The sequence below is a fragment of the Mesorhizobium sp. M1403 genome, assembly GCF_040317695.1.
Lineage (GTDB): Bacteria > Pseudomonadota > Alphaproteobacteria > Rhizobiales > Rhizobiaceae > Mesorhizobium.
Genome location: NZ_JAMYKY010000006.1, coordinates 1 through 24269 on the forward strand (window position 1 = coordinate 1; position 24269 = coordinate 24269).

Here is a 24269-nt window from a genome sequence, read left to right on the forward strand (position 1 = left end):
CGGGTGCGAACCCGAGTTGTTTGGCCAAGGCCGCCACCGGAGCGGTCGCGTCCTCGTCGTCGCTCGACAGAAAGACGACCCGGTGCCCGCCCTCGACGATCGGATCGGCAGCCAGGGTGGCCGCAATCAGGTGATTGAACCCTTTCACGAATTTGGCGCCGGTGAACGCCTTCGCGACGAAGGCGGAGGACGGGAGATCGTCCAGCTCTTCAGGGACTGGAAACGCGTTCATCGCGTCGATGACCGTCTTGCCTTTCCAGCTCGGCAGGGCCTTCGCAACCTCGCGATGCTCCCCGAACGGGACCGCCAAGATGATTGTGTCGGCCTCGAGTGCATCCCGCAGCGACTTGGCGACGACCGTGGGTCCAATCGCCCGAGCCTGCGGCGCCAGCGCCTCGGGCGGCCGGCGGCTCGCGACGGTCACGTCGATGTTTTTACGGGCGAAGGCGTGGGCGAGGGCCTGGCCTATCTTACCGAATCCTACAATAGCGTAGCTCATAGTGCTTCTCCGATCCGTATTGGTCTTGATTCCCCGGCCCTCAACGGCGCTGGGTTATCCGTTCTACTGTGTGGCGTCCTTTGCGTAGACGTCCCGGCGTTCCACCATGGACACGCTAGTTCCCGCCGGTCAGCCGCTTCCCGCGATCCGCCGCGATTTCAGATGGCCGAGAAGCCTCCGTCGACAGACAACTCCAGCCCATTCACGAAGCTCGAATCGTCTGAAGCAAGAAACAGCGCGGCCGTCGCAATTTCCTCAGGACGCCCCATCTTTCCCCGCGGGATCAGGGATTCGAACATCCGCTTCCCCTCCTCGTCGAGAACTTGGTCCTGCATCGGTGTGGCGATCGGCCCCGGGTGCAGCACGTTCACCCGGATATTCCTGCCCTTCAGCTCGTTGAGCCACCCGCGTGCAAATGCGTGCAACGCCGCCTTGCTCGCCGCATACACGCTGTAACCAGGAAAACCTTTCACCGAAGCAACTGATCCGGTCATGAAGATCGATCCGCCATCGTTGAACAGTGGCAATGCCTTTTGCACCGTGAACAGCGTGCCGCGCGTATTCAGGCCGAAGGTCGCATCGAAATGCTGCTCGGTAATCTCGCCCAGTGGGACGGCTTCGCCCGTGCCGGCGCTCGCATACAGGACGTCGATCTTGCCCTTTTCCCGCTTGACTGTATCGAACAGGCGGTCGAGGTCGTCGAGATTGGCCGCATCGCCGCGCACGCCGGTCACGTTCCGGCCGATCAGCTTGACGGCCTCGTCCAGCGCCTCCTGTCTCCGGCCCGTGATGAAAACATAGGCGCCTTCTTCAACGAACCGCTTGGCGCTCGCCAGCGCCATGCCGCTCGATCCACCCGTGATGACTGCAACCTTACCCTCAAGCTTTCCCATGACTTCTCCTTTCGTGGTGTCGGGACAGCATCTGCCTCCGAGAACCTCGAAATGGGTCCGCAGGCGTCAGGTGTTGAGTGCGGAAGCACGCACATCGGTGGTGCGAAATCGATCCGGCTGGACGACTGAGGCCAGCCGCGACGATCGGCGTCCGCCGTTCGAAATTGGCCCGCGCTCGTCGACATAGGCTATGATGACCGCCCGTACTGCTGTTCGATGTGTTAGATACGGGCTTTGGAAGGCGCACCGCGCGGTGCCGGATTGCACCATGATCGACTGGGATGACGTTCGCTACTTTCTTGCCGTCTCGCGCGGAGGCTCCGTGCGGGCTGCCGCCGAGCGCCTCGGTGTGAACCACTCGACCGTGCTGCGACGCGTCGCCCAGCTCGAGGAACGCCTCGGGGTGCACATGTTCGAAAAGCTGCCTTCGGGCTACCGCCTGACGGCTGCGGGCGAGGAGGTCCTCGAGTTCGCGGACCAGATGGAAGTGTCGTCGCACCTGCTGGAGACGCGCGTCTTCGGGCGCGACCAGAGCGTGCGCGGGCTTCTGCGGGTGACGCTGGCACCGCCCCTCGCGACACACCTGCTCATGCCGGATTTCGCCGATTTCGCGCGTCTGCATCCGGACATCGAGATGGAAATCTTGTCGTCCGGCGAGCTGGCAAATCTGACCAACCGGGAGGCCGACGTCGCGATCCGCGTCGTCTACGACCGCAAAACCCTGCCGCTCAATCTTCACGGCCTGAAGGGACCGGAGCTGTTCGGCGGCGTCTACATGTCTCGCGATCGACTAGCCGCGTGGCGTGCGGGCGCGCCTGATCCCATCCGGTGGATCGTCATAAGCATTCATGGCATCCCGGATTGGGCCAGCGAGGGTGAGGTTCGTACCACGGGGGTTCCGTTCAGGACCACGGACGGCGAGGCGCAGATCGTTGCAGTACGGCAAGGGCTCGGGATGACGACACTGCCGTGCTTCGTCGGAGATGCCGACCCCCTACTGGTGAGGGTGCCGGGCACCGACCTGCACATGTACGGAACGCTCTGGCTTCTCACACAGGGGGAGACACGCAAGACGAAGCGCGTGCGGCTCTTCACCGAGTTCGTATCCCGCAGGCTCGCCGCGTACGCGCCGCTTCTCGCGGGACGGTCCTTATCGCGTGACTGACGCGCGGCAGGTAGCCGATGGCGCTGTCTCGAACGTACCGCTGTATCAACTTACGCAGCCCGATGTAAATCTCGGGACGGACTCTGGTTGTAGACTGCCTCGTGACCGTCTTTTTCGTCTTAACGGTTGAAGATAGAAGAGTATCCCTGCCACGGGCGATGCGCGGAAAGCGACGCTGTGACCGGCAGGTGTCACAGCTTTCCTACTCCGGTGTGCTGGCTTTTTTTCTGCGCCGAATAGTGTGCGACTGCGCAACGGCCATTTTCAACTCGGGTGTGATCTCCAACGGCGCATTCTCTGCCCCATGTGGGTTCTGTAGCCCCTGGACCTGGACGGTCGGAAATGGGAGTTCGATGCCCTGCTCTTTGAAGACTTGGCGGAGGCGTACATAGAATTTGCGTTTCATACCGAAGGCGCCTCCCGGTTTGGTTGTGGCCTTGACCCTCAATACGATGCCGTATTCGCCGAACTCCTGTACGCCCTGCATCTTGATCGGGTCGAGCACCCAGTGTTTGAACTCGGGATCTTCCGCCAGTTCGAGGCCGATCCGCTTGATCAGCTTGCGAGCGAAGTCAATATCGGTGTCATAACCAACGGTGATGTTGAATTTGTCGATAACCCAGTCACGACTCTGGTTCTGGACTGCCCCGAGTTCACCGAAAGGTATCGTGAACAGCGGACCACGATGGTGGCGCAGCTTCACCGAGCGCAGCGAAAAGCTTTCCACAGTACCCTTGTAATTGCCCGATGAAATGTATTCGCCGACACGGAACGCATCATCGAGCAGGAAAAACACGCCTGAAATGACGTCCTTGACGATGGTTTGTGCCCCAAAGCCCACGGCGACGCCGACGACGCCAGCGCCGGCGATCAGCGGGCCGATCTGGATACCCAGCGAGGCGAGCATCATAAGCACCGCCATCACGATGATCGATGCGAGCAGAATGTTCTGGAGGATCGGCAAGAGCGTGTGCAGCCGCGCCTGCTGCGGATCGAGGACCGGGACATCCTCGTCGCTGATCACAGGGTGCGGTGTTTCGATGCCCAGCTTTCGTTCGATCAAAGCTTTGATGATCGACCAGCCGAAATCGGCTGCTAGGGCAATGACCACGACATTGACCAAGCCGCGCAATATGAACGTCGTCGTCGTATCGCTGTCCCGCATGGATTGCATGTCCAGACCCCAGACACGTGCGAGAAAGTAAGCCGCCGCCAAGATGAAAATCATTCGGATTGCGCGATCGATGACAGCGATCGTCACCGCCGGGATCGTAGGCCGGCCGACATCTTCCGAACCTGGTCGCAGAACGAAATTAACCCCGCGCTGCGTCATCACGATTGCAAAAGGCAGGAAGAATGCGGCGAAGGTAAACCAGAAGTATGTATAAAGGCCGGCGATGCGCTGCAGGAACAGGACGACGAAATAAGCAGTCAATAGCCATGTCGCTTCCGTGTGACCGATGTGGCGCGCACCGTCTCGCTGCGTTCTTGGCCGACGCCAAATCGCGAGCAGCAGGAGCACCAGCAGCACGAAGTCGGCGCCCAGTGACAGGACCATCATTCCGTCCTGATCGATGCCGAGACCTGGCAAGAGGATAAACGCGGCGCCGAAGAAGGCGAAGACGCCGACGATCCGGGGTAGCCAATAGGACCAATGGTCAGCCGCTTCGTTGGTGATCGGCAAAGCACGAACCTCGACGGCGTTCTCGACGTTCATGAAGGAAGGGACGAGCATGGCCATGACGTACATGCGCACACCCCATGTAACGACTGCCGCCATCAGAAATGTCAGTACAATCTCGCGGATAAGCATTGGCCAGTCGAACAACATGAACGCGCCGGCGCTGCCCAGTGCGAAAGAGACGATCAGCATGCTGGAATAAAGCATGCGACCACCAATCTTCTTGGCTCGCCCAATCGGCGTATCCTTCGGTTGCGCGATAATCCAAAGACGAAATGGACGGGTGAACTTGAACGTTGCCCAAGTGAGTGCCAGGCCGGCAGCGATGAACATCGCAATCAGCACAAATACGGCGGCTGACCCCTTGCTGGACATATCCTCCATCGTCTCTGCCCGAACGCGCGCGAACTGGCCTGGCAGCAAGGGCAAAGTTCGCACGATTCTTTCGATATGATGCCTGATCCCATCAAGCGTCGAGGATGCCATCGTATTCATCTGGCCGGGTGCGGCCACGGCGCCGGACGATGCGTCGGTCGGCGAAGCTCCTGTCTCGGCAGGCGCTCCCGTTGACCCGGCGTCCTGATTTCGCTGTTCGGCCACCCAGGCCTTCACTGATGGATCGTCGAGAAGCTCGAGCAGCTGTTTGACCCTTTCAGGCGGGGCGGTCGCCGGCGCCTGCGCCTGTGCCTGACCTGTCAACAAAAGGGCGATCCCAAAGACGAGCGGCCTGGCAATCAGGGCAAACATCGCAGTCAGGTCTCCGAGACGCCGTGCCAGGCGCGCCAGGTTCCTGGCCCCCAATCGTCGAGTGATGCGTGGCATCGTGCTGTTAACCTTCCGGTCAGATCGGCTAGCAACGACATCTATGTCCGTTGTTGCCCTACCTTGAAGAAACCGATGTTGCGGTGCAAGACGTCATCGTTTCGACCCAGACCGTTACGCCGGGTACTTCGCGGTGTCTACTTAGCCGCCGGGGGAGGGCATTCCGACCTAGGCCCAGCCTCCAGCCGTTATATGAACTGCGCATCCGTGATGCTGGGCGTAAAAGACCCGGCACCAGGATCCCCCAGGCCAGAACGCGTATGCCGCGGTGGGCATCGCCGACCGAGGCTATGTGATGGAAACTGGGCGCATGACCGTGCAGGGAAGAACGATGGCGACGTCAGATATCAGGATCCGATTTCCCCCGGGAGCCGCCACATTCGCACACGACCTGTACCACGCAATTCCGTTTCCGCGAGTGGGTCGCAAGCAAAATTTGGTCCAAGCAGTTTGTGAGTTGCATCCGAAATACGGATTTCATCGGGCTCCGCGGACGTTTGGATACGTGCGGCGAGATTAACGGTGTCGCCCCATAGGTCATAGGCAAACCGCCTTTTGCCTATGACGCCCGCCACGATTGGTCCTGAGTGAATTCCAATTCTGAGTCTTATCGGTTCTCCTGCGAAGCGTTCGAGCTTAACCGCCTTCCGCAGTTCAAGTGCATAGTGCGCAAGGGCTTCCGCATGATCGGATCGCGCGGCGGGCAGGCCAGCGACCACCATCACACAATCGCCGATTGTCTTGATCTTTTCGCAGCCGTATCGCTCCGAGAGCAGATCCGCCGCCTTGAAGAAGTAATTTAAAATAGCGAGCGTCGTCACGGCTCCGACGTTCCGCGCTCTTTCCGTAAAACCAACGATGTCGGCAAAAAGCACACTCACCTCTGCGTAGTTGTCTGCAATTTCTTCGTGCGCTTTTAGCCGCTCCGCGATAGACGCCGGAAGAATGTTGAGGAGCAGGGCTTCGGCGCGCTGGTATTCACGCGACAATCCCTCTTGGCTCGCCCTCAACGCCTCGTTCATCGATTGTAATTTCTCGTTGAGTTGACGCTCCCTCTCTTGCAGGAGCGTCATTTCATAAGCCTTCTGTTGAAGTCGCTGCCTATTGTCGCGTTCGGCAGTGGCGTCAAGAAAGAGCAGCCACACGCAGGCATTGTCAGCAAAAAGATGGAGGTCCGCGACACGCCCGCTGGGCAGTTCGACCATGGCCATATGATATGGAAGCTCCGGGCAGGGCAGCAAACCTTCCATGAATTCAAGCTGCTCGGCAACAGGCTTACCTATGCGAACTGATGAGAGTCCGTAATGTTCAACGTTACCGCCCTTCGCAGCTATGCAAAGCTGGGCGTCGATTTTCAGATATGCGACGGAGTGCTCGTTGTCGAAGAAATCGTAAATCCAGCTTCTGACTTCTCGTGGCAATTCATGCATGGTCTATTTGCTAACCATCGAAGCAAGATGACGAAACGCATCATCAACATGTTCACCCGAAAGCGCACTTGTTAGATAGATTTGCCATCCAAGTTGCCTCAGTTCGTTAATTTCACTATCCGATATTGCCCACCGATCGGCCAGATCGGATTTGTTGAACAGCAATACAAACGGCATAGCGCCGAATTCCGCCTCGGCCCGCTCGCGCAACGTGAGCGCCACGGCAAGAGTAGCGGCGCGGGTTCCATCGACGACAAGCACGAGCCCGCTCGCACCTCGCACATAGCTGACGCGGAATGAGCCGATATCGTCTTCGCCGGCCAAATCCCACAAAATCAGATCCACGGTTTTGTCCGGGAATGCGACACTCTTCTTGTCGATTTTCACTCCCACCGTGGTCAAGTAGGTTTCTGAAAAGATGCTTTGCACAAACCTGCGAACCAGACTCGTCTTTCCGACAGCGAACCCGCCCAACATGCAGATCTTCTTTTGCAATTTCCTGGGCTCCGCCCTAGTGGAAGTTTACCGTAACCGAAACTCTGCGGTTGGCGGAGTTCCCCGTTCGGCTATTTTCAATCTCCGCTGGCTCAAAGGTGCCCGCGCCGCGAACCAAGAGCAACTCCGGATCGACGCCGCGCTTCTTGAGAAGCGCACGAACTGTTTCCGCGCGCGCGGCGCTGATCGACAATTTGGCCGTTTCACGGCCCGTCTCGTCCGAATGGCCGGTCAACATGAACTGTGCTGTCACGCCTGCGTTGCGGGCGTCCTTGGCCAATTGCTTCAACTGATTCGCCAAATTGTCGAGAACCGGCAGTTGCTCTGGTCCCGGTACAGCCTTGCCAGAATCGAAGAAAATGTTGACCGCTTGAATAGCCTCCCTCAAATGAGTGAGTTGCGGAGGGGTCAACTCACGCAGCTCGGAGATTTCTAGAGAGAGTCCGTCCGCGGCCAGCTGTTGGGCGGCGACCCGCGCCCGATCTATCCATGCGGCAGGAGCCTCACCCTGGGCAACAATGCGATCCTTGATGATCATAAGCCGAACCGATTTCGGCGGAGCCAGCGACGCCATCAGCCGCTTCAGCACGAACTTCGGATCAAGGCTTTGATAGAATTGCCACTGTGAATGAACGCGAGCAGGATCGACCCCTGTTCCGGACAGCAAAGCCTTCGGGTCGGCGGCCTGCGGGTCTCTCAGGCCGGAAATATAGAAATGTCCGCCCCTCGCCGTTTGTTGGGCGACGATGATTCCCGCTTGGGCCTCCAGTCGCGACACATAAGTCTGCCAGTGCTCCGCCGCGCGTGCTTCCGGGCTCACATCACGAACCTTGGAGATGTCGAATTCCGGTCCGCCTGCCGAAAGCTGTCGGGCCGCTGCGCGCGCACGATCTATCCAGGTGTCGGGAGCCTCACCCTCGGCAACGATGTGATCCTCGACGATCGAAAGCCGAACCGATTTCGGCGGGGTCAGCGACACTATCAGCCGCTTCAGCACGAACTTCGGATCAAGGCTCTGATAGAATTGCCACTGCGAATGAACGCGGGCGGGATCGACCTCCGTTCCGGACAGCAGAGCCTGCGGGTCGGCGGCAAGCGGGTCTCTCAGGCCGGAAATATAGAAATGTCCGCCCCTCGCCGTTTGTTGGGCGACGATGATTCCCGGTTGGGCCTCCAATCGCGACAGATAAGTCTGCCAGTGCTCCGCCGCGCGTGCTTCGGGGCTCACATCACGAACTCTGGAGATGTCGAATTCCGGTCCGCCTGCCGAAAGCTGTCGGGCCGCTGCGCGTGCGCGATCTATCCAGGTGTCGGGAGCCTCACCCTCGGCAACGATGCGATGATTGACGATCGAAAGTCGTACTGAATCCGGCGGAACCAGCGACGCCGTTAGCCGCTTCAACACGAACTCCGGCTCGAGGCTCTGATAGAATTGCCAGCGTGAATGAACGCGGGCGGGATCGACCTGCGTTCCGGCCAACAGCGACTGCGGGTCGGCGGCAAGCGGGTCTCTCAGGCCGGCAATATAGAATTGGCCATCGCGCACCTTTTGTTCGGCAACGATGATGCCCCGCTGGGTCCCCAGTCGCGACACATACGCCTGCCAACGCTGCCCGGATTGCCAGGAAAGAAAGAACCAACCGCCTGCAGGAATCAAAACCAGCAGGATTGCAGCCACGACCAGCCACGGAAATCCCTGGTTTGATTCCTCCTGCTTCAGTTCAACGCAGGTCTGCAACTGCGTCTCGACGCCAGCCAACTGCGAACTGTCGCCGTCAAACCGCTCTAGAGCCTGTGAGTATTCATCATGGATGCGAAGCAATACATCGCGAATTATTTCATGTAATTCCTCCGGCGGATTTCCCCGGATCACCGCAACCAGGGTCGCAAACGGTCCAACTTCCGACCAGAGACGAAGCTCCCCAAAACGAATAGTGTCCAGGCCGCTCTGTTCTTTCTCGTTAAACGAGTCTTTTACAAAATCCTGAATTGCACTAAGCATCGAAGAGATCAGTTGAGGATCTTCGCTGGTTGCGTTTTCGGCAGTTACATGCTTGATCAAAAGCCCGGAATTGCGGTGAATGAGAAAGGCGTGTTCTACACGATAGACAAGAGAATGCCTGAGAACAACTTCTGAGAAGCTTGCCCCCGTTCTCCAAGCTTCAAATCTCCACTTGAGCCCATGCCAAGTAAATATATGTCTTAAAGTTTCATTCAGCGACTGAAAGGTTTGGTCGATCTTTTCGCCGATCGACTTGCGAATAGCCGGCAGAAACACCGGGTATAATATATCCGTCAGCGTGCGCGGGCTTTTCTGGATGGACCGTTGCACAGCCCTCTCGACAACTGGCGCAAGGGCCTCGCCGAGTTGCGCATGAGACGCGTGTGCGGCTGCACTGGGGAGGACGCCCCCCACTGCGGCCGCAAGCTGCTCAGGTTCGTCGAGCAGGTGCGTAACTCGTGAAAGCTCCGAAATTTCGCGGCCGACCAGCAACTGGCGAAGCGTTTCCATGCGAGGATCGGCGGTTGGGATTCCGTCGAGACGCGCACGATAGTCCGGATCAACGTTCCGGGCAATTTCGATCAAAAGGCGAGCCAGAGCCTCGCGATCAATCTCTGTATCGTTCGAAGCTGCTCTTTGAGGAAGGCTGATTGGGTCGACGGTCGACGTCAAGTTCCGATCAACTCACTTTCCAGGTACGCTCCGAGTTGCTCTTGCTGCCGACGGGATCCTGATTTAGACATTTTGCAACCTCGACAAACAGGCCAGCCAAAAGATTTCGGTCGGTCTTGACATTGCCGAGATCGGAAAACATTTTCTCCATCAGCATCTGAATGCTTTCATTCTTTTGCTTGATTTCCTCACGCAGCAAATGGTCGTTTCGATTTATCCGGTCCGCAACTTCGCGCTCAAGCTCGCTCAACTGATCCGACAACGCGCGCACCTGCTTTTCAAGCGCCTGATTTTGCTCGCGAAGATTCCGGTCAATCTCCTTGTCGGCGTCGGCTCGCGCGTCTTTTTCGTTCCGCAATTGCGCGGCAAGCGAGTCGACCTGCTTCTTTGCATTTGACTCGTACATTTCAAGATTGCGCTTGGCCTCGGATTCGACATCCTTGAAGCGCTGCAAGACCCGTTCTTCAAGCTTGGAAAAGCGGCGGTCATAGTCCTGCATCTGGTTGCCGAACAGCAGATCACGTATCTTGTCGACACCTACAGCGTCGCCGGGGGCCCCGCTCTCGCGAGCCTGGCCCGCCACGAAGGTCAGCCCGTTTCCGTCTGCATTACTTATCAGATTTGCGTCCGCTTTATTTGCCGAAGAAGCGGTACTCGAAGATTCCTTGGCCATCCCATGCCCCTTCTTTTGAACATTGTCACAGCGCTAATTTAGCAACTGATAAACATGTCAGCAAAATAGCCGACCCGCAAGCCGGAATCTTCTCGGCTTAAGTCGTTTCGTGCGTCCCCATTCGGGTAGATTTGGACATGCGGCTCGATCCGGATCAGCTTACGCTCGCGTCTCGCCCGCGATCATCTTTTTGCAGATGAAATGCGCGAAAGGAAATGCCGCGGCGCATCGGCCTCAGTCTAAGCCGTCGGGCATGCGCGCTTGCCATTCGGCCTGTCTTCAAGTCTTTTTCGCCTGCCTCTAATTCGCCCCGATCTTGACAGGGCAGTGCTGCCAGCCGATGCCGTCATCCGGTTTTGACATTCGCCGACTCTTGCCGAAGAAAACGAAAGCTCGATGATCCAGGACAATGCTACCGCAAGGCGGTGTGGTACCGATGCTCAATGCCGAGCAAACCGTCGGCGCAACGCTTGCCGGCATCCGCCGGCAGACCTACCAGATACTGGATATAGTCGTGGTAGACGATGGGTCGATGGACTGATCGGCGTCGATCGTGACGGCCTATGCCGAGAAAGATCGACGCATCTTGTTCTACCTTCGAACCGGGCGCGAGTAAGACGGCGTGGCGCCTAATCCCTTGGTTTCAATCGTGGTTCCTGCGCACAACGCGGAGGTAACGCTGGCGCGCGCACTCGATTGCCTTCTCGATCAGGAAATAATGGACTGGGAGGCGATCATCGTCGACGACGCCTCCACGGACCGCACCCCCGCGATCATCGCCGGTTATGTGGAGCACGATGCCCGATTTCGGACGTTAAGCTCTTGCGCGTACAGCGCCGCCGGCGCGCGCAATAGCGGGATTTCGACAGCGCGCGGCCACTGGCTCATGTTTTTGGATGCGGACGATTGGGTGGATGCCAGCTTCCTTGCGAAAATGCTGGCCGCACTTGAAGCAGCGCCCGATGCGGTCGCCGCCTATTGCGGTTCTCGGCGCGTGATGCCCGATGGCGAACTCACCCCGTCGAGCATCGCAACGGAGGTTGCGATCCAGCCCTTCGAGACATTCGCCCGCCGGTGTGCCATCGCCATTCACGCGCTGCTGGTCGACCGGGAGACAATTGTCGAGTTGGCCGGTTTCGATGTGTCGCTGCGCACCTGCGAGGACTGGGATCTGTGGCAGCGCCTCGCACGTCTAGGCAAAAATTGGGTGATGGTCGACGAGCCGCTCGCTTTCCATCGGGTCAGCCCCAACTCGCTCAGCCGCAATTCGACGCAGATGCTGGCAGATGCGGAAATCGTGATCGCCCGCGGTTTTTCTGCTGATCCCAGGGTCAAACACCCAGCATCGGCTCACGCCAATGGAGCGATCGAGGCGAACGGCCGCACCGCTTCCGAAGCACTCGCGTGGTTCGCGTTGTGGAACGCCGCATCGGATTGCGGCTGCGGCTCGCGCTCGATCAACCCGCAGTCCCTGCGCGCGCTCCCGGCAGGACGTAAGTGGGCGCGTGAGATCGCCAAGGTGGTCTTCGATGGCCTTATGGTAGGAAGCCTATCGGTGCCAGCGCAATTGGCTGCCAAGTGGGACAGGTTCGGCGGCTCCCTCACCGAATTGATCATCGAACTCGGCAAGGTCTGGGACGATCCCGTAGCGGGTCGCCGCGTCCAGTATCACCTTGAGCAAATGCTTCTCGACTTCGACGATCTTGCCGCGCCGCGCAAACTGGCGCGGACACTCGGCATTCGCGTCGACGCTCGAAATCCGACCTCGATCGAGCTTCCGGAAGGAATCGATCAAATTTATGCTTATCTGATGATGGATGGCCAGATCGAGGCTTTCGTACAGTTCGGCGTACTCGGGAAAGTGACAAGGCGTCATTGGACTGAGTTGATCCTGAATTTCGTGCCCCCTGAGCGGCTTATGCACAGTGCCGCGCCGCTTGCGAGGCGATCACCTTTATCTGCACCGCAAAAGGGCGCCGGTACCGACAAGTCAAACATGTTTGCAGCCGAGGCATTGTTGTCCATGGCGGGACGCCGGTCTGATCGGGACAGCCATTTCGGCAAACTCGCGGGATTGGCCGTGGAAGCGCAGGCGCTGGTTGGGTCGAGCGCCGAAGCTACAGAGCCTCTAGCAGCGCCGCGCCGTGCACGGGCCGCGGATGGGCACGACAATGATCGCACGTCTTTCTGGAATCGCCATTTCGCGACCGAGGATCCCTGGAACTACGGCTCGCCCTATGAGCAGGAAAAATATGAGCGGCAGCTCGAAATTTTGCCTGCCGGTCCCATCGGACGGGCGCTTGAGCTGGGCTGCGCGGAGGGCCACTTCACGCGTCAGCTGGCGCCGCGGGTGGGCCATTTGACCGCAACTGACATCTCCGCCGTAGCCATCGGGCGGGCGCGCGCGCGATGCGGCGATCAGCCGAACGTTGAGTTCGGCGTACTGGATTTCTCCGCCGACACGCTGCCGGGTGAGATGGATCTGATCGTCTGTTCGGAAGTGCTCTACTACCTGGATGATCTCGCCGAGTTGCGGCGCATCGCCAAAAAACTCGTTGAGGCGTTGGCGCCTGGCGGCAGTTTCATCAGCGCACACGCGTTCGTGCTACGTGACAATATCGAAAGGACGGGCTTCGACTGGAACACATTCGGTGCACAAGCGATCTCAGGGACGCTGGCAGCGACCGACGGCCTCGTCCTCGAGCAATCGATCCAGACCGAGCTCTACCGCATAGACCGCTTCCGCCGCCTGTCACCAGGCGACGTGGCGACGGAACCGATGATTGATCACGTGCCAATCCGCGCGCCCGTCGAAATCGGGGTCGTGCGGAAAATCGTCTGGGGCGGGGCGCGGGCCTTGCGCCGCGACGTCGCACGTAGCGAGCGGCGACAGCGTATCCCTGTCCTCATGTATCACAGCGTCTCCGATGAAGGTCCAGCCGCGCTCGCCCGTTTTCGGCTCACGCCCGCCGCATTCGCCAGCCAGATGGCATGGCTGCGCGCCAATGGCTTTCACGCGATTAGGTCCGAGCAGCTGGAATGGTTCATCGCCAACCGTCAGCCTTTCGTTGGCCGCCCAGTGCTCATCACCTTCGATGACGGCTTCCAGAACTTTGCCGACCATGCCTGGCCGACCTTGCGCGCGAACGACCTGACCGCGGAAGTGTTCCTGGTGACGGACCTGGTGGGTGAAAGTGCACAGTGGGACGCCTACAGTGGCCCGCCGACGCAGATTATGGACGCCAGGACAGTGCGACGCCTCGCCGGCGAAGGTGCGTTCTTCGGAAGCCATCTGGCGACGCATCGCGCGATCGATGGTCTGTCGAGCTCTGACTTGGCCGCCGAACTCCTGCGCTCTCGTATGTTCATCGAACGGTGGACCGGTCGGCCAACCACGGCGTTCGCGGCACCCTTCTCGGTCACCGACCGACGGCTTGGCAGGCTGGCCAAGGAGTGCGGCTATCGGATCGGCTTCGGCGGCAGACACGGGCCGGCGGACCTCGATTGCGATCCCATCGACCTTCCGCGGATCGAGATTCGCGGGGATCGCTCGCTCGATTACTTTGTTGCCCGTATCGAGGCCGTGCTCGAATGAACGGTGAGCTTGTCAGTGTCATCATTCCCGCTCACAATGCGCAAGATACAATCGACGAGACGCTCCGCAGCTGCGCGCTCTTTCGAGATTGTTGTTGTTGACGACAGCGTTCTGACGGTTGGAAGGGGTGCTGTCGCAGCCACCCCACGATACAGGAGCCATCCACAGAGGACATCGCTAGTCCAGAGGCGACAGAAAGCATTGCCAGGACCGTACATTCTGGCTCGTCGAGGCCAATGTTAGATTTGTAACAAATTGGTTCCGCTTTTTGTTCAGTGTCGCGCCCGTTTACCTCGTTCGCAAGTCTATTGGGCCACTTGGGACACGGCTGACATCAGCTCCTGCGGGCTTGGCGCCCCAAACATATATCGCCCGCCCTCTGGAACCTCCGTGAAGCTCCAGCGGACGATCCCCTGCCGATCCAGTAGGAACTGACCGACCAGTTGTCCGTGTCCCGTTGCCATCATCTGCTCGTCGGCTTCGGTCAGTTCGTAATGGTCCCTCTTATTAAGGATTTCGCTGGCCGCAATGGGGTCCATAGGACCGGGCAACTCGCCTGGTATATCGACCCGCATATCCTTTGCCGCTGCCATCGAGACCTTGTACGGCCAGTTCGTCTCGTTTTGGGTGAATTCGAGATTGGGCAGTCCAAAAGCACGATGTGAAGCGCGTTCAGGGTCGGAGGCCGCAAGCAGATTCGGCATCGGATGGTAGCGGAAATAGAGACGCGCCCGTTCGATTGGCGTGTTGACCACCGTCAGGCTCTCCACGCCCTTTTCGCGCAGCTCCGGATCAAGCCGCGCCTGGGCGGCGATATGGCGCCGGCAAAACGCACAATGCAGACCTCGAAACAGGCCGACCAGCACCGGCTTTTGGCCGCGAAAGTCGTCAAGCGCGATCTTGCCTTCCTGGGTAATGGCGTCGAGTATCAAGTTCGGCGCACGGTCGCCCGGTTGAAGCGGTACCAAGTCACTACGCGCGGACATTTTCCACCTCCAACCCCGGCTAGTCGAGAAAAGGCAGCACCACAAGCGCTTCCGGGTCGAGCCCGTGCTGGGCGCATATACCCTGCGCCAGGGAAAAGTAGCGTTCGGCCTCGGCCAGATTGTCGAGGTCGAGATTAAGCGTTGCAAGACCATCATAGCACGGAAACAGCAGTTGGGGTTCGCCCGTTTCGCGGGCTACGTCCAGTGCTTCGTGGAACAAGCCAACCGCCAGCTCCGGACGCCCGTTGCACTGGTGGATCTGCCCAAGCACGATCAACGGCACCGGCAGGTGCTCGCGCTGGTCGAGCGCCCGGTCGATCTCGATGGCCTTCTCGGCAGCAGGTACGCCCTCCGTTGGACAGCGATCCGTGAAAGTACAACAAGCGACCGCCAGATTGGCGAGGAGGCGCGCCTGGAAACCCAAATCACCAATATGGCGCGCCACTTCAAGACCGCGCCGACAGACCTCCATCGCGTGCGCCGGATCGATGGTCGTGTAAAGCACGCCGAGATTGGTGTAGCCGCGGCAGGCCGCGCCCAGTAGACCGGCGGCTTCGGCCAATTCAATGCTATGCTCAACCTGACGCACGGCCTCACGGTTTCGCCCAAGGCGAGCCAGCGCAACAGCCTTGGTATTGAGTGCCTCGGCGGTCACAAGGGTGGCATCACGCCCTACCTCGGAGACATGCTCCGTTGTCAGAGTGCGTACGCAATCCAGCGCCGCGTCTGCCCATTTTGCCGCGAGAGCGTGATCTCCGCTACGGAACGCCTGTCGGCCACGTTCTTGCCAGAGATGCGCCTGCTCGATCGGGGCATCCGCTCCATCGAGGAGCGCTGCCGCTTCAGCATAGCGGGATTCTGCGTCGTCCCGCTTGCCGACGTCCCAGAGCAGCCGACCGATCTTGCGTAAAACTCGCGCCGACGCGACGCGATTGGCCGACTCGCGGTATACCTGCAACACCGTTTCGTAATGGTGGTGCGCGATCTCGCGGCGGCCTGCCGGGCCGCTCAAATCGGCAATGCGCTCTGCAATTGCCAGTTTGAGCGGTGTTTGCCCGATCGCGCCCAACGCAGTCAGTGCTCGCTCGTAGAAACGAAGGGCGTCGTCGTTGGCGTATATCATGCGAGCGCGATCGCCCGCCGCCTGCAGGTAATGCGCGCCCTTCTCCCGCTCGGCGCTCTGTGCGAAATGATGACCGAGCACGGTCAAATCCTCGAGCCGCTCCGGCTTGTCGCCGCACAGTTGCTCCAAGGCAGCTCCGACCCGCCCGTGGATGTCGGTCCGCCGTTGCAGGAGTAGATTCTGGTAGATCACGTCCTGCAGCAATGTTTGCGTAAAGCGGTAGCTTTGCGACGAGACCGAGCCTGATCCGGCAACTTCCTCGATGATTTCCGCATCGCAAAGCAGTTCGCAGCCGGCTTCGAGCCGGCCGGGGTCGGTTGTCACAGTTTTCAGAAGTGTGGCATCGAAGCGCGGGCCGATTACCGCGGCCTCCTGGGCCAACCGGCGCACCTCTTGGGGCAGCCGGTCGACGCGGGCAAGCAACATTGCCTGGATAGTGGCGGGGATGCCGGTTGCGACTTCGCCTGCCACAGTCCGCCATCGCTGGCCCTCTCGCATCAGTACACCGCGATCGATAAGGCCGCGAACGATCTCCTCTAAAAAAAGGGGGTTGCCGCCCGCGCGCTCGAGAATCTGGTCGAGAAGCCCTCCTGCGGAGTTTACCCAACTCTCGCCGAAAAGCGCCGCCAGCAGGCTGCGTCCGTCATCACTGCTGAGCGGCGGAAGCCTGAGCGCTGTGTGACTGACCCGACTTGAGTCGAGCTGGTCGTTATCCGGCGCCGGACGATGCGTGACCAGCAACATCAACCGCGTGCGCTCCAACCTGTCCATCACGAAACGTAGTGCCTCAAGCGACACGGCGTCGGCCCAGTGCAGGTCTTCGACGACAATCAACAGCGGCGACAACGCAAGCCGCCGTTCGATGATTGTGCGGACTGCGTAGAGAATTTGCCGCCGCAGCTGCTCGGGTTCGACATGCTGCAAGGTGGCATCGGGGTCGCCAAGGCCGAGCACATGGTAGAGCAAAGGCATCAGCCGCTTCGCCTCCTCGCCCTGCAGGCCGAGATCGGTAAGCAAGCCTGCGAGCTTCCCCCGCATTTCGTCCCCATTGTCGTTTTGCATCATCCCGGCAGCGCTGCGCACCACTGCGCCCAAGGCGCCAAATGATTGTTCGCCCAGCGGTGAGCACGTGGCCAGCCGCACGGCGACGTTGCGAAAACGATCCTCGTCGCCGACGCGGGCGACGAACTCCTTCACCAGCCGCGATTTCCCGATACCGGCTTCTCCGACGAGGCGGACGAGTTGGGCCGAGCCGCTGCACGCCTGGTCAAGGCTCGCCATCATTCTACTGAGCTCCGCACCACGACCTATTATCGGCGCACTGAGGCCGAGCGCCTCGAGCCCACGCGCTGCACGCGGCGTCGCAAGCGGTGCATCCAGTCGATGGACGAGCACACTGCCAGCCTTGCCGCGAAACACGACATCACCCAGCGACTCGTAAGAGAAGGCATGCCGGGTCAGTCTGTGAGTGAGCTCGCCTACCAGCACCTCACCCGGTGCGGCCAGCGATTGCAGGCGTTGCGCCGTATTCACTGTGTCGCCGGTCACCGAATAGGATTTGGCGGTGCCGATGCCCAATCCGCCAGTAACGACCGGACCAGTGTTTATGCCGATGTGGAGCAACAGAGGCGAGCCGGAGTGGGGGGTGCTTTCGCCGAGCCGCGCCGTCCGGGCGATCATGTCGAGAGCGGCGCGAAGCGCACGTTCGGGATCGTCCTCATGCGCGACCGGCGCACCGAACAACGCGAGCAGTGCATCGCCGATGAATTTGTCGACGAAACCACCAAAGTTTCGCACGGCCGCCGTCAATTCCTTGAACAGTTTGTTCTGCAGCGCTTGCATGACCTCGGGGTCGAGCTGCTCGCTGAGCGTCGTGAAGCCGCAAAGGTCGGCGAACAGGACCGTTACCGTCCGGCGATCGGCGTCAGAGAAGGGATGCAGCCCTTCTTCGCTTTCGATGTCCGGAAGCATCGATGGAGTTCGAGAAGGCGGCACAATGGTCCGGCTTGGTGTCGGAGCAGGCCGTTCGACGACTTTTGCGGGCGCACCGACGTTTGCCCCACATTTCGGACAGAACTCGAAATCAGGTGCGCAGGGGTAGCCGCAACTGGCGCATGGCACGGGCTGGCGCCTGCCACACCTCGGACAGAAGGCGTAACCGCCCTCAACCTCGAAACCGCAGCCCGAGCAGTCCATCGAACAAGACCTCACTAGAGGCCGTCCCGGCGTGACCTCGCCACGCACTTCACGGCCAGGCTATTCGCAAGGATGCACCGATAGTCGTCGACCGGCAAGCGGCAGCGCAAATGGGCATCGAGCGATCAGTGTGGGTCCGGTGGCAGGGCGCTGCGGGCAGGCATTGTTGAAGGCGCAATAGTTCTCGGATCCGCGAACGCCGCCGAGACAGCCGCGCTTGCCGAAGGGGCTGTCGGCTCTGACGGGATTGGCGTAAGCTACAGTTAAGGGGGTGCACACATGCACCGCATCATCGCCATGGCGATCTTAGTTCTCGCGGCCGCGTTCAGCTCCGCGCGGGCGGAGGTGCTGATTGGGGTTTCATCTGCGATGACGGGACGGCTCGCCTGGTTCGGCGAGCAGGCGCAGCGTGGCGCCGAGATGGCCGTGGCCGACATCAATGCGACGGGTGGCGTACTCGGCCAGCAGATGAGGCTCATCACGGCCGACGACTTCTGTGATCCCGAGCAAGCGGTCGCCGCAGCCCAGAAACTGGTGGGTGATGGTGTGGTGCTCGTCGTCGGGCACTACTGCTCTGGAGCCTCGATCCCAGCATCGAAGGTGTACGAGGCGGCGGGCGTTTTGCAGATTTCACCAGGATCAACCAATCCGCTGTTGACTGAACAAGGCCGCGCCAACGTTTTTCGAGTCATTGGTCGCGACGACACGCAGGGGATCGTGGCCGGCAACTACCTGGCCGAGCATTGGAGCAACAGCAAGATTGCGATCCTTCATGACGGCACCACTTATGGAAAGGGTCTTGCTGACGAGACTCGAAAACAGCTGAACAAGCGCGGCGTAGTCGAAGCGATCTACGAGGAATACACACCCGCGAAGAACGACTATTCGGCCGAGATCGCTGCGCTAGAGGCTGCGAACATCGCCGTGGCATATGTCGGCGGATATCATGCCGAGGTCGCACTCATGGTTCGCGCTGCGCGCGACCGCGGCTACACGGTTCAGCTAGTCTCAGGCGATGGCATGGCGACCGAGGAATTTGCTTTGATCGCCGGCCCCGCGGCTGAGGGTACCCTCTTCACGTTCCCCGCGGACGCTCGCCGAAATCCCGAAGCCGCCTCGGTCGTCGAGCGGTTCCGGGCTGAAAACTTCGAGCCCGCAGGCTACACGCTGCTCAGTTACGCCGCCGTCCAGGCCTGGTCGCAGGCAGTGGACAAGGCCGGCTCACTAGAGCTCCAAGCCGTGATAGCGGCGCTGCGCGGCAATCAATTTGATACTGTGTTGGGCCGTATCGACTTTGACAACAAGGGCGATCTCACGAGCCAAAACTGGGTATGGTACGTCTGGCGAGGTGGAGAGTACGTGCCGGTCGAATAAGGACCGCCGATGCCGTCGCCGCTTGAGACAGCTGATGGAGATCGAGTTAGCTGGACCGTTCAGAGCTATGTGTCGCCGTTATGCTTGAACGCTTCGGCATACGTGGCCGTCTGTTGCTCGCTTTTTTCGGCATCAGCACCTTCGCCGTACTCGCGACAGCGGCCGCTCTCTATGCCTTCCTCCAGGTAGGAGAGGTCGTCGACCGCATCACCAAGGATCGGGTACCGTTGGCGCTCGCGTCCCTCCAGCTGTCGCGCCAGGCAGAGCGGGTAGCCGCCTCTGCGCCCGCCGTACTTACTTCGACCAGCAAAGCTCAGCACGGCGAGGTTTCCGCCGCGGTCGGGGTCGAGATGACGCGCCTCGAGGAACTGCTTGCCGCACTCAAAGGTGCCACGCTTAGCACGGCGGTGGTGGCTGAGATCGAGGCTGCAGTTCTTGGTCTGCGGCGCAACCTCAACGCCCTCGACGACCTTGTTGTCGCCCGCCTCACAGTGGTGGCGCGCAAAGAAGAACTGTTACGCCGCTTGTCGGCTACGACAAATGCAAGCCAGCGTCTTGTGGCGCCCGGTATCCTCGTGATGAATTCCAAGCTCCAGCAATGGCAGGCGGTTACAGCCGACACGTCGCTCGCGCCGGATCGCGGTGCGGCGGCGGCGGCCGACCTGGTCCAGGCAATTGCGGCCTACATTCCGCAGCAGAAAGCGCAGCAGGAGATATCGGCGGTCAATGACGTGCTGGTCAAGACGACGGACGCGCCAACGCCAGACGATCTGACGTTGATCCTGTTTCCGCTGCGCCGGTCGCTCGCCGTTCTCGACACGGTTTCCACCGAGATCGACGAGAGGCTGCGAACCCGTTTCCAACAGCGGGTCGGCGAGTTCAAGGCATTGATCGACGGCGGGAACAGCATCCCGAAGGCGCGCAAGGACGAGCTAGCAGTGCTCGCAGAGGGCGAAAAGCTTCTGGCCGAAAACAATCGGCTGTCGCGCAGTCTCACCGCTGCCGTCGATCGCCTGGTCGCCGCGGCAGACCGCGAGATCACCGCGTCCGGTCTCGAAGCCGCGACGGTCCAGCGCTACGGTACCGGAGTTGTCCTTGGCTCCGCCTTTCTCACCCTCTTGAGTTCCGTTCTGGTTGTCTGGCTCTATGTCGACCGTAGCCTTCTCGCCCGTCTGGGAGAGGTGAGCCAAAGCATGTTCGCAATCGCCGGCGGCGATCTTCGTGCGCCGCTGCCTGCCGCGGGCCGCGACGAGATCGGCCGGATGGCCGAAGCGCTTAGGCTCTTCCGGGACACCGCAGTCGAGGTCGAGGAAAAGAACCTGCGCGATGTCGCTGAGGCGCGCCAACGGCTCATCGATGCGATCGAGAGTATCTCCGAGGGATTCGCGCTGTACGACGGGGAGGACCGGCTTGTCCTCAGCAATAGCCGCTACCGCGAACTGCTCTACAGCGACCTTGCGATCGAACTGATGCCCGGCACGACATTCGAGCACATTATTCGCCGATCCGCTGAGCGCGGCTACATCAAGGATGCCGAGGGGCGGCTCGAGGAATGGGTCGCCGAGCGGCTCTCCCGGCACCGCAACCCAGGCGAACCGTGGGTGCAGCGGCGAGGCGACGGGCGATGGATCATGATAAGCGAGCGGCGGATCACCGCCGGCGGCACGGTCGCGGTCTATTCGGACATCACTGAGCTGAAGCAACGAGAGGAGAACCTCGCAGAGAAATCCACGGCTCTCGAGGCGCTTTCCAACAAGCTGGCCAAATACCTGGCGCCGCAAGTGTACAGCTCGATATTCGCCGGCCGCCAAGACGTTAGAATCGCCAGCCAGCGGAAGAAACTGACAATATGCTTCTCCGATATCGCCGGCTTTACCGAGACCACTGACAAAATGGAATCCGAGGATCTCACCCAGCTCCTCAATCACTATCTGACGGAAATGTCGAAAATTGCTTCGGATCACGGCGCGACGATCGACAAATATGTCGGCGACGCGATCCTGATGTTTTTCGGCGACCCTGAGACGCGCGGCGTCAAGGAGGACGCGCTGGCGTGTGTGCAGATGGCTCTCACCATGCAAAAGCGGATGAGCGAACTTGCCGAAATCTGGCGTGACATTGGAATTGAGACACCGCTGCGCTGCCGCATCGGCATCCATACCGACTACTGCACTGTCGGTAACTTCGGCAGCGAGGACCGGATGGATTACACGATAATCGGCGGCGCCGTGAATCTCGCCTCGCGCCTGGAACAGGAGGCGCCACCGGGGACCGTCCTCATTTCCTACGAGACGTTTGCGCAAGTGAAGAACACGATCGACTGTGAGGAGATGGGGCATGTCCAGGTCAAGGGGATCGCCTATCCCGTCGCCACCTACCGCGTCATCGATCTGAAGGCCAATCTAGCCGGCGCTTGTCGCGCCGTTCGAACCGAGCTGCCGCACTTCAGGCTGGAACTTGAACCGGAGCTGATGTCCGCTGACGAGCGTGACGATGCCGCCACTGCGCTTCGAGACGCGCTGGATCGGCTTTCCCACAAGCCCGGGCAGTAGGGCTTGGTTCACAACGACCCTCCCATGGACGCAAGGAGTAGGATGTGGGACGCAGCTTATTGGCGCTGTCGATGCGAAGGCCACAGAACGGTCGCGGTCAGTCTTTGAACTCGGGCGGAACGTCCGCATCGGAGCCGAGACTTAACATTCACGGCATCACTGGCAAGGTCCGGATATGGCGCAAGTTGCCCGTTCCGGGGCGCCGCCTTAAACGGCAAAGTTTGACCCAGAGCGGCCGCTCGGCGTGACAGTGTCGAACGTCCGAAAGCATGATAGAGCAGTCATTGCCGATTTCGAACTCGCTGTGGACGGGTTCCGCAAGGCCGGTGTCGTGCAATGACAGGTGAGGCCATGTCAGGTCAGGCCTTGAACTGCAGACGGCTCTCAGGCAAGCCATATGACTGTCGAGGCGGAAGCCGTCGTCGAAATCCCAAAACGCATCAGCGTCAAGGAAAGCGGCCGGACCAGACGCCAGAGGCTCACCGATAGTCGCCGTCGCTTGCGGTTGCTCACCAGAAAATCAACCTGAAATAAGGCTTGAAGTGAGGCTCAGGTCGGCTTGATCTCTGCCCGGCCGATCTTGCGCCATCGGGCGTTTTCGCAAACCAGTTTCAGGTCGTCGGTCGTCTCGGCAAATGTCCGCAAACGGTATTGTCGGAGCAGGTCCGGGAAGAGCGCCCCTTCCGGCAGGCCGGCAAGCTGCTCCCGGACCGAGATCTTTTCATCGATGACCCGCATGCCCCAGGCATTTTCCCGAACCTGCAGCTCAGCGGCCAGATCGCGCTCTTCCGGCGCGTTTTCGTCTAGCACGGCCAGAAGGATCGAGTGGAAAAGCGCTACATAGCCAATCTGTCTCAGGCCGCCCACGACCCGCACGCGCGGCAATATGGCAAGGACGAGGAACGTCAGGAACAAGTTCGGCAGCAGCACGCCGTCCAGCAGCCCCTGCTTGAGATGCAGCCGCTCGAACGGGATTAAAAGACCATGCGGCCTGTCAGGCTCGATCAGGTGCCCGTTCTCGAGGACGAGCTTGCGCACGCGCTCCTCGCGGATGCCCCAGAAATAGTCCGTGGCATTGGGCAGGAATCTGCCAAACGGGCTCGATGCGGCCTCTTGCAAGGCATGTTCGAGACGCTGGCGTCTTGCGGGTTCAATGAGCAGCCTGGAAAGAAGGCTGCCGTCATGTTCTAGATGCCGTGCCATGGCAGCCGCGGCGAGCCGATCATCGATGAAAACCGGCAGGGCCATGCCGGCACGATCCCAATTGGCGACCAGATCCTCGTTGAGGGCTGTCAGCGCATCGGCGGCGGTTCCAAACACCTTGTCCTGGCTGGCAAGCAGTGTGCCCAGCCAGCGGCTGGCATCCGTTTCATCGCCCACCGCCTCAAGCGCGCGCTTGTTGAGGGAAACGGGACCGGCCACGCAGGCGCTTTTGCGGCACAGTTTGTGGCGCCCGATGCCAAACAGGTTGACCTTGTCGTCGCCGACATCGAGCCATCCCGGCCCCTCCCGGCCAATTGTCTCCATGGTCATCGTCGTTCCCATGAAGCCGAAGAAGGCCGACAGCCCGTTTTCGACCGCGCCGAGCCAGGCAAGCAGGAGGGCATCGAAGGTGATCCGGTCCATCAGAAGCAGGCAGTGCAGGCCGGACTGAATCACCGGTCTGTACTCGAACTCGTCGAGGGTCTTGCCGATCTCGTCAGGCTGCATCATCACACCAAGGCGCTGATGCAAGACTTCGCGCAGGATCGATCGGGCAGCGATCGCCGGGGCCGATGCAGGCCTTGCCACCGGCCGCCACAGATGGCGGGCGTAATCGGAAACCGGTGCATTCCAGTTCTGCTCGATGTCGCGCACGACCTCCGGGCAGAGCAGCGACAGCACAGCCAGAATTTCCACCGGAGGCGTAGGCGTTGGGTCAAGGACGGCGGTCATTGGTCCCGTCTAGCCGCTTGCGGTGCAAACGCCAAGGGAGACCAGACTTGCTGGATGCGGCCGGCCCACACATAGATCGTCAACTCGATCAAGATGGTGTGAGCCGAAATGACCGTCTCCTACGGAGTTCTCCATAAGCAACCGCCTGTTCGCCGACTCGGCACGAATTGTTAGGT

15 protein-coding genes are annotated in these 24269 nt (G+C 60.3%); 5 read left to right on the forward strand and 10 right to left on the reverse strand.

Features of this window, described 5'->3' with window-relative positions:
- A partial coding sequence (locus NKH01_RS12915) for an NADPH-dependent F420 reductase (RefSeq protein ID WP_353020386.1) occupies nt 1-499 on the reverse strand: 499 nt, incomplete at its 3' end.
- 158 nt (nt 500-657) lie between these two features.
- Nucleotides 658-1392 (reverse strand): SDR family NAD(P)-dependent oxidoreductase, encoded by a 735-nt coding sequence (locus NKH01_RS12920; RefSeq protein ID WP_292208972.1) that lies wholly within the window; start codon nt 1390-1392, stop codon nt 658-660.
- Nucleotides 1393-1660: 268 nt separating this feature from the next.
- Here NKH01_RS12920 and NKH01_RS12925 point away from each other — a divergent pair, with 268 nt between their 5' ends.
- The gene (locus tag NKH01_RS12925; protein ID WP_023716506.1) at nt 1661-2557 is read left to right on the forward strand and encodes a LysR family transcriptional regulator; all 897 of its coding nucleotides are present in this window, start codon (nt 1661-1663) and stop codon (nt 2555-2557) included.
- A 202-nt stretch (nt 2558-2759) separates the two neighbouring features.
- Here the strand turns inward: NKH01_RS12925 and NKH01_RS12930 are convergent, their stop codons facing one another.
- The 5 genes from NKH01_RS12930 to NKH01_RS12950 all read right to left on the reverse strand — a co-directional run bounded on the left by NKH01_RS12930 (nt 2760) and on the right by NKH01_RS12950 (nt 10332).
- Nucleotides 2760-4985, reverse strand: a complete 2226-nt coding sequence (locus NKH01_RS12930) for a mechanosensitive ion channel family protein (RefSeq protein WP_352810415.1) — start codon at nt 4983-4985, stop codon at nt 2760-2762.
- Between the two features lie 422 nt (nt 4986-5407).
- Nucleotides 5408-6490 carry an adenylate/guanylate cyclase domain-containing protein gene (locus NKH01_RS12935; RefSeq protein WP_352482335.1) on the reverse strand — a complete coding sequence of 361 codons (1083 nt, stop codon included), beginning with the start codon at nt 6488-6490 and terminating at the stop codon, nt 5408-5410.
- A gap of 3 nt (nt 6491-6493) precedes the next feature.
- On the reverse strand, nt 6494-6985 hold the full coding sequence (locus tag NKH01_RS12940; protein ID WP_353020389.1) for a Rab family GTPase: 492 nt from the start codon (nt 6983-6985) through the stop codon (nt 6494-6496).
- Nucleotides 6986-7001: 16 nt separating this feature from the next.
- Entirely contained in the window at nt 7002-9659 is a 2658-nt protein-coding gene (locus NKH01_RS12945) for an OmpA family protein (protein ID WP_352845746.1), read from the reverse strand.
- Nucleotides 9660-9666: 7 nt separating this feature from the next.
- A complete protein-coding gene (locus NKH01_RS12950; protein ID WP_031193285.1) occupies nt 9667-10332 on the reverse strand; it encodes a DUF3450 domain-containing protein in 666 nt (221 codons plus the stop codon).
- A gap of 409 nt (nt 10333-10741) precedes the next feature.
- Here NKH01_RS12950 and NKH01_RS12955 point away from each other — a divergent pair, with 409 nt between their 5' ends.
- Entirely contained in the window at nt 10742-10873 is a 132-nt protein-coding gene (locus tag NKH01_RS12955) for a glycosyltransferase (RefSeq protein ID WP_084642351.1), read from the forward strand.
- A gap of 81 nt (nt 10874-10954) precedes the next feature.
- Nucleotides 10955-13927 (forward strand): trifunctional glycosyltransferase/class I SAM-dependent methyltransferase/polysaccharide deacetylase, encoded by a 2973-nt coding sequence (locus NKH01_RS12960; RefSeq protein WP_353020391.1) that lies wholly within the window; start codon nt 10955-10957, stop codon nt 13925-13927.
- Nucleotides 13928-14232: 305 nt separating this feature from the next.
- On the opposite strand, the gene NKH01_RS12965 is transcribed toward NKH01_RS12960, so the two are convergent.
- Together NKH01_RS12965 and NKH01_RS12970 are read right to left on the reverse strand one after the other, a co-directional pair.
- Nucleotides 14233-14913, reverse strand: a complete 681-nt coding sequence (locus NKH01_RS12965; RefSeq protein WP_023716514.1) for a redoxin domain-containing protein — start codon at nt 14911-14913, stop codon at nt 14233-14235.
- 19 nt (nt 14914-14932) lie between these two features.
- Entirely contained in the window at nt 14933-18232 is a 3300-nt protein-coding gene (locus NKH01_RS12970; RefSeq protein ID WP_352590481.1) for an ATP-binding protein, read from the reverse strand.
- 279 nt (nt 18233-18511) lie between these two features.
- Here NKH01_RS12970 and NKH01_RS12975 point away from each other — a divergent pair, with 279 nt between their 5' ends.
- Together NKH01_RS12975 and NKH01_RS12980 are read left to right on the forward strand one after the other, a co-directional pair.
- Nucleotides 18512-19606, forward strand: a complete 1095-nt coding sequence (locus tag NKH01_RS12975) for a branched-chain amino acid ABC transporter substrate-binding protein (RefSeq protein ID WP_352482327.1) — start codon at nt 18512-18514, stop codon at nt 19604-19606.
- 80 nt (nt 19607-19686) lie between these two features.
- Nucleotides 19687-22158, forward strand: coding sequence for an adenylate/guanylate cyclase domain-containing protein (locus NKH01_RS12980; RefSeq protein ID WP_352482326.1), 2472 nt, complete (start codon nt 19687-19689; stop codon nt 22156-22158).
- A 549-nt stretch (nt 22159-22707) separates the two neighbouring features.
- Here the strand turns inward: NKH01_RS12980 and NKH01_RS12985 are convergent.
- Nucleotides 22708-24093, reverse strand: a complete 1386-nt coding sequence (locus NKH01_RS12985; RefSeq protein WP_353020394.1) for a hypothetical protein — start codon at nt 24091-24093, stop codon at nt 22708-22710.
- Between the last annotated feature and the right edge of the window lie 176 nt (nt 24094-24269).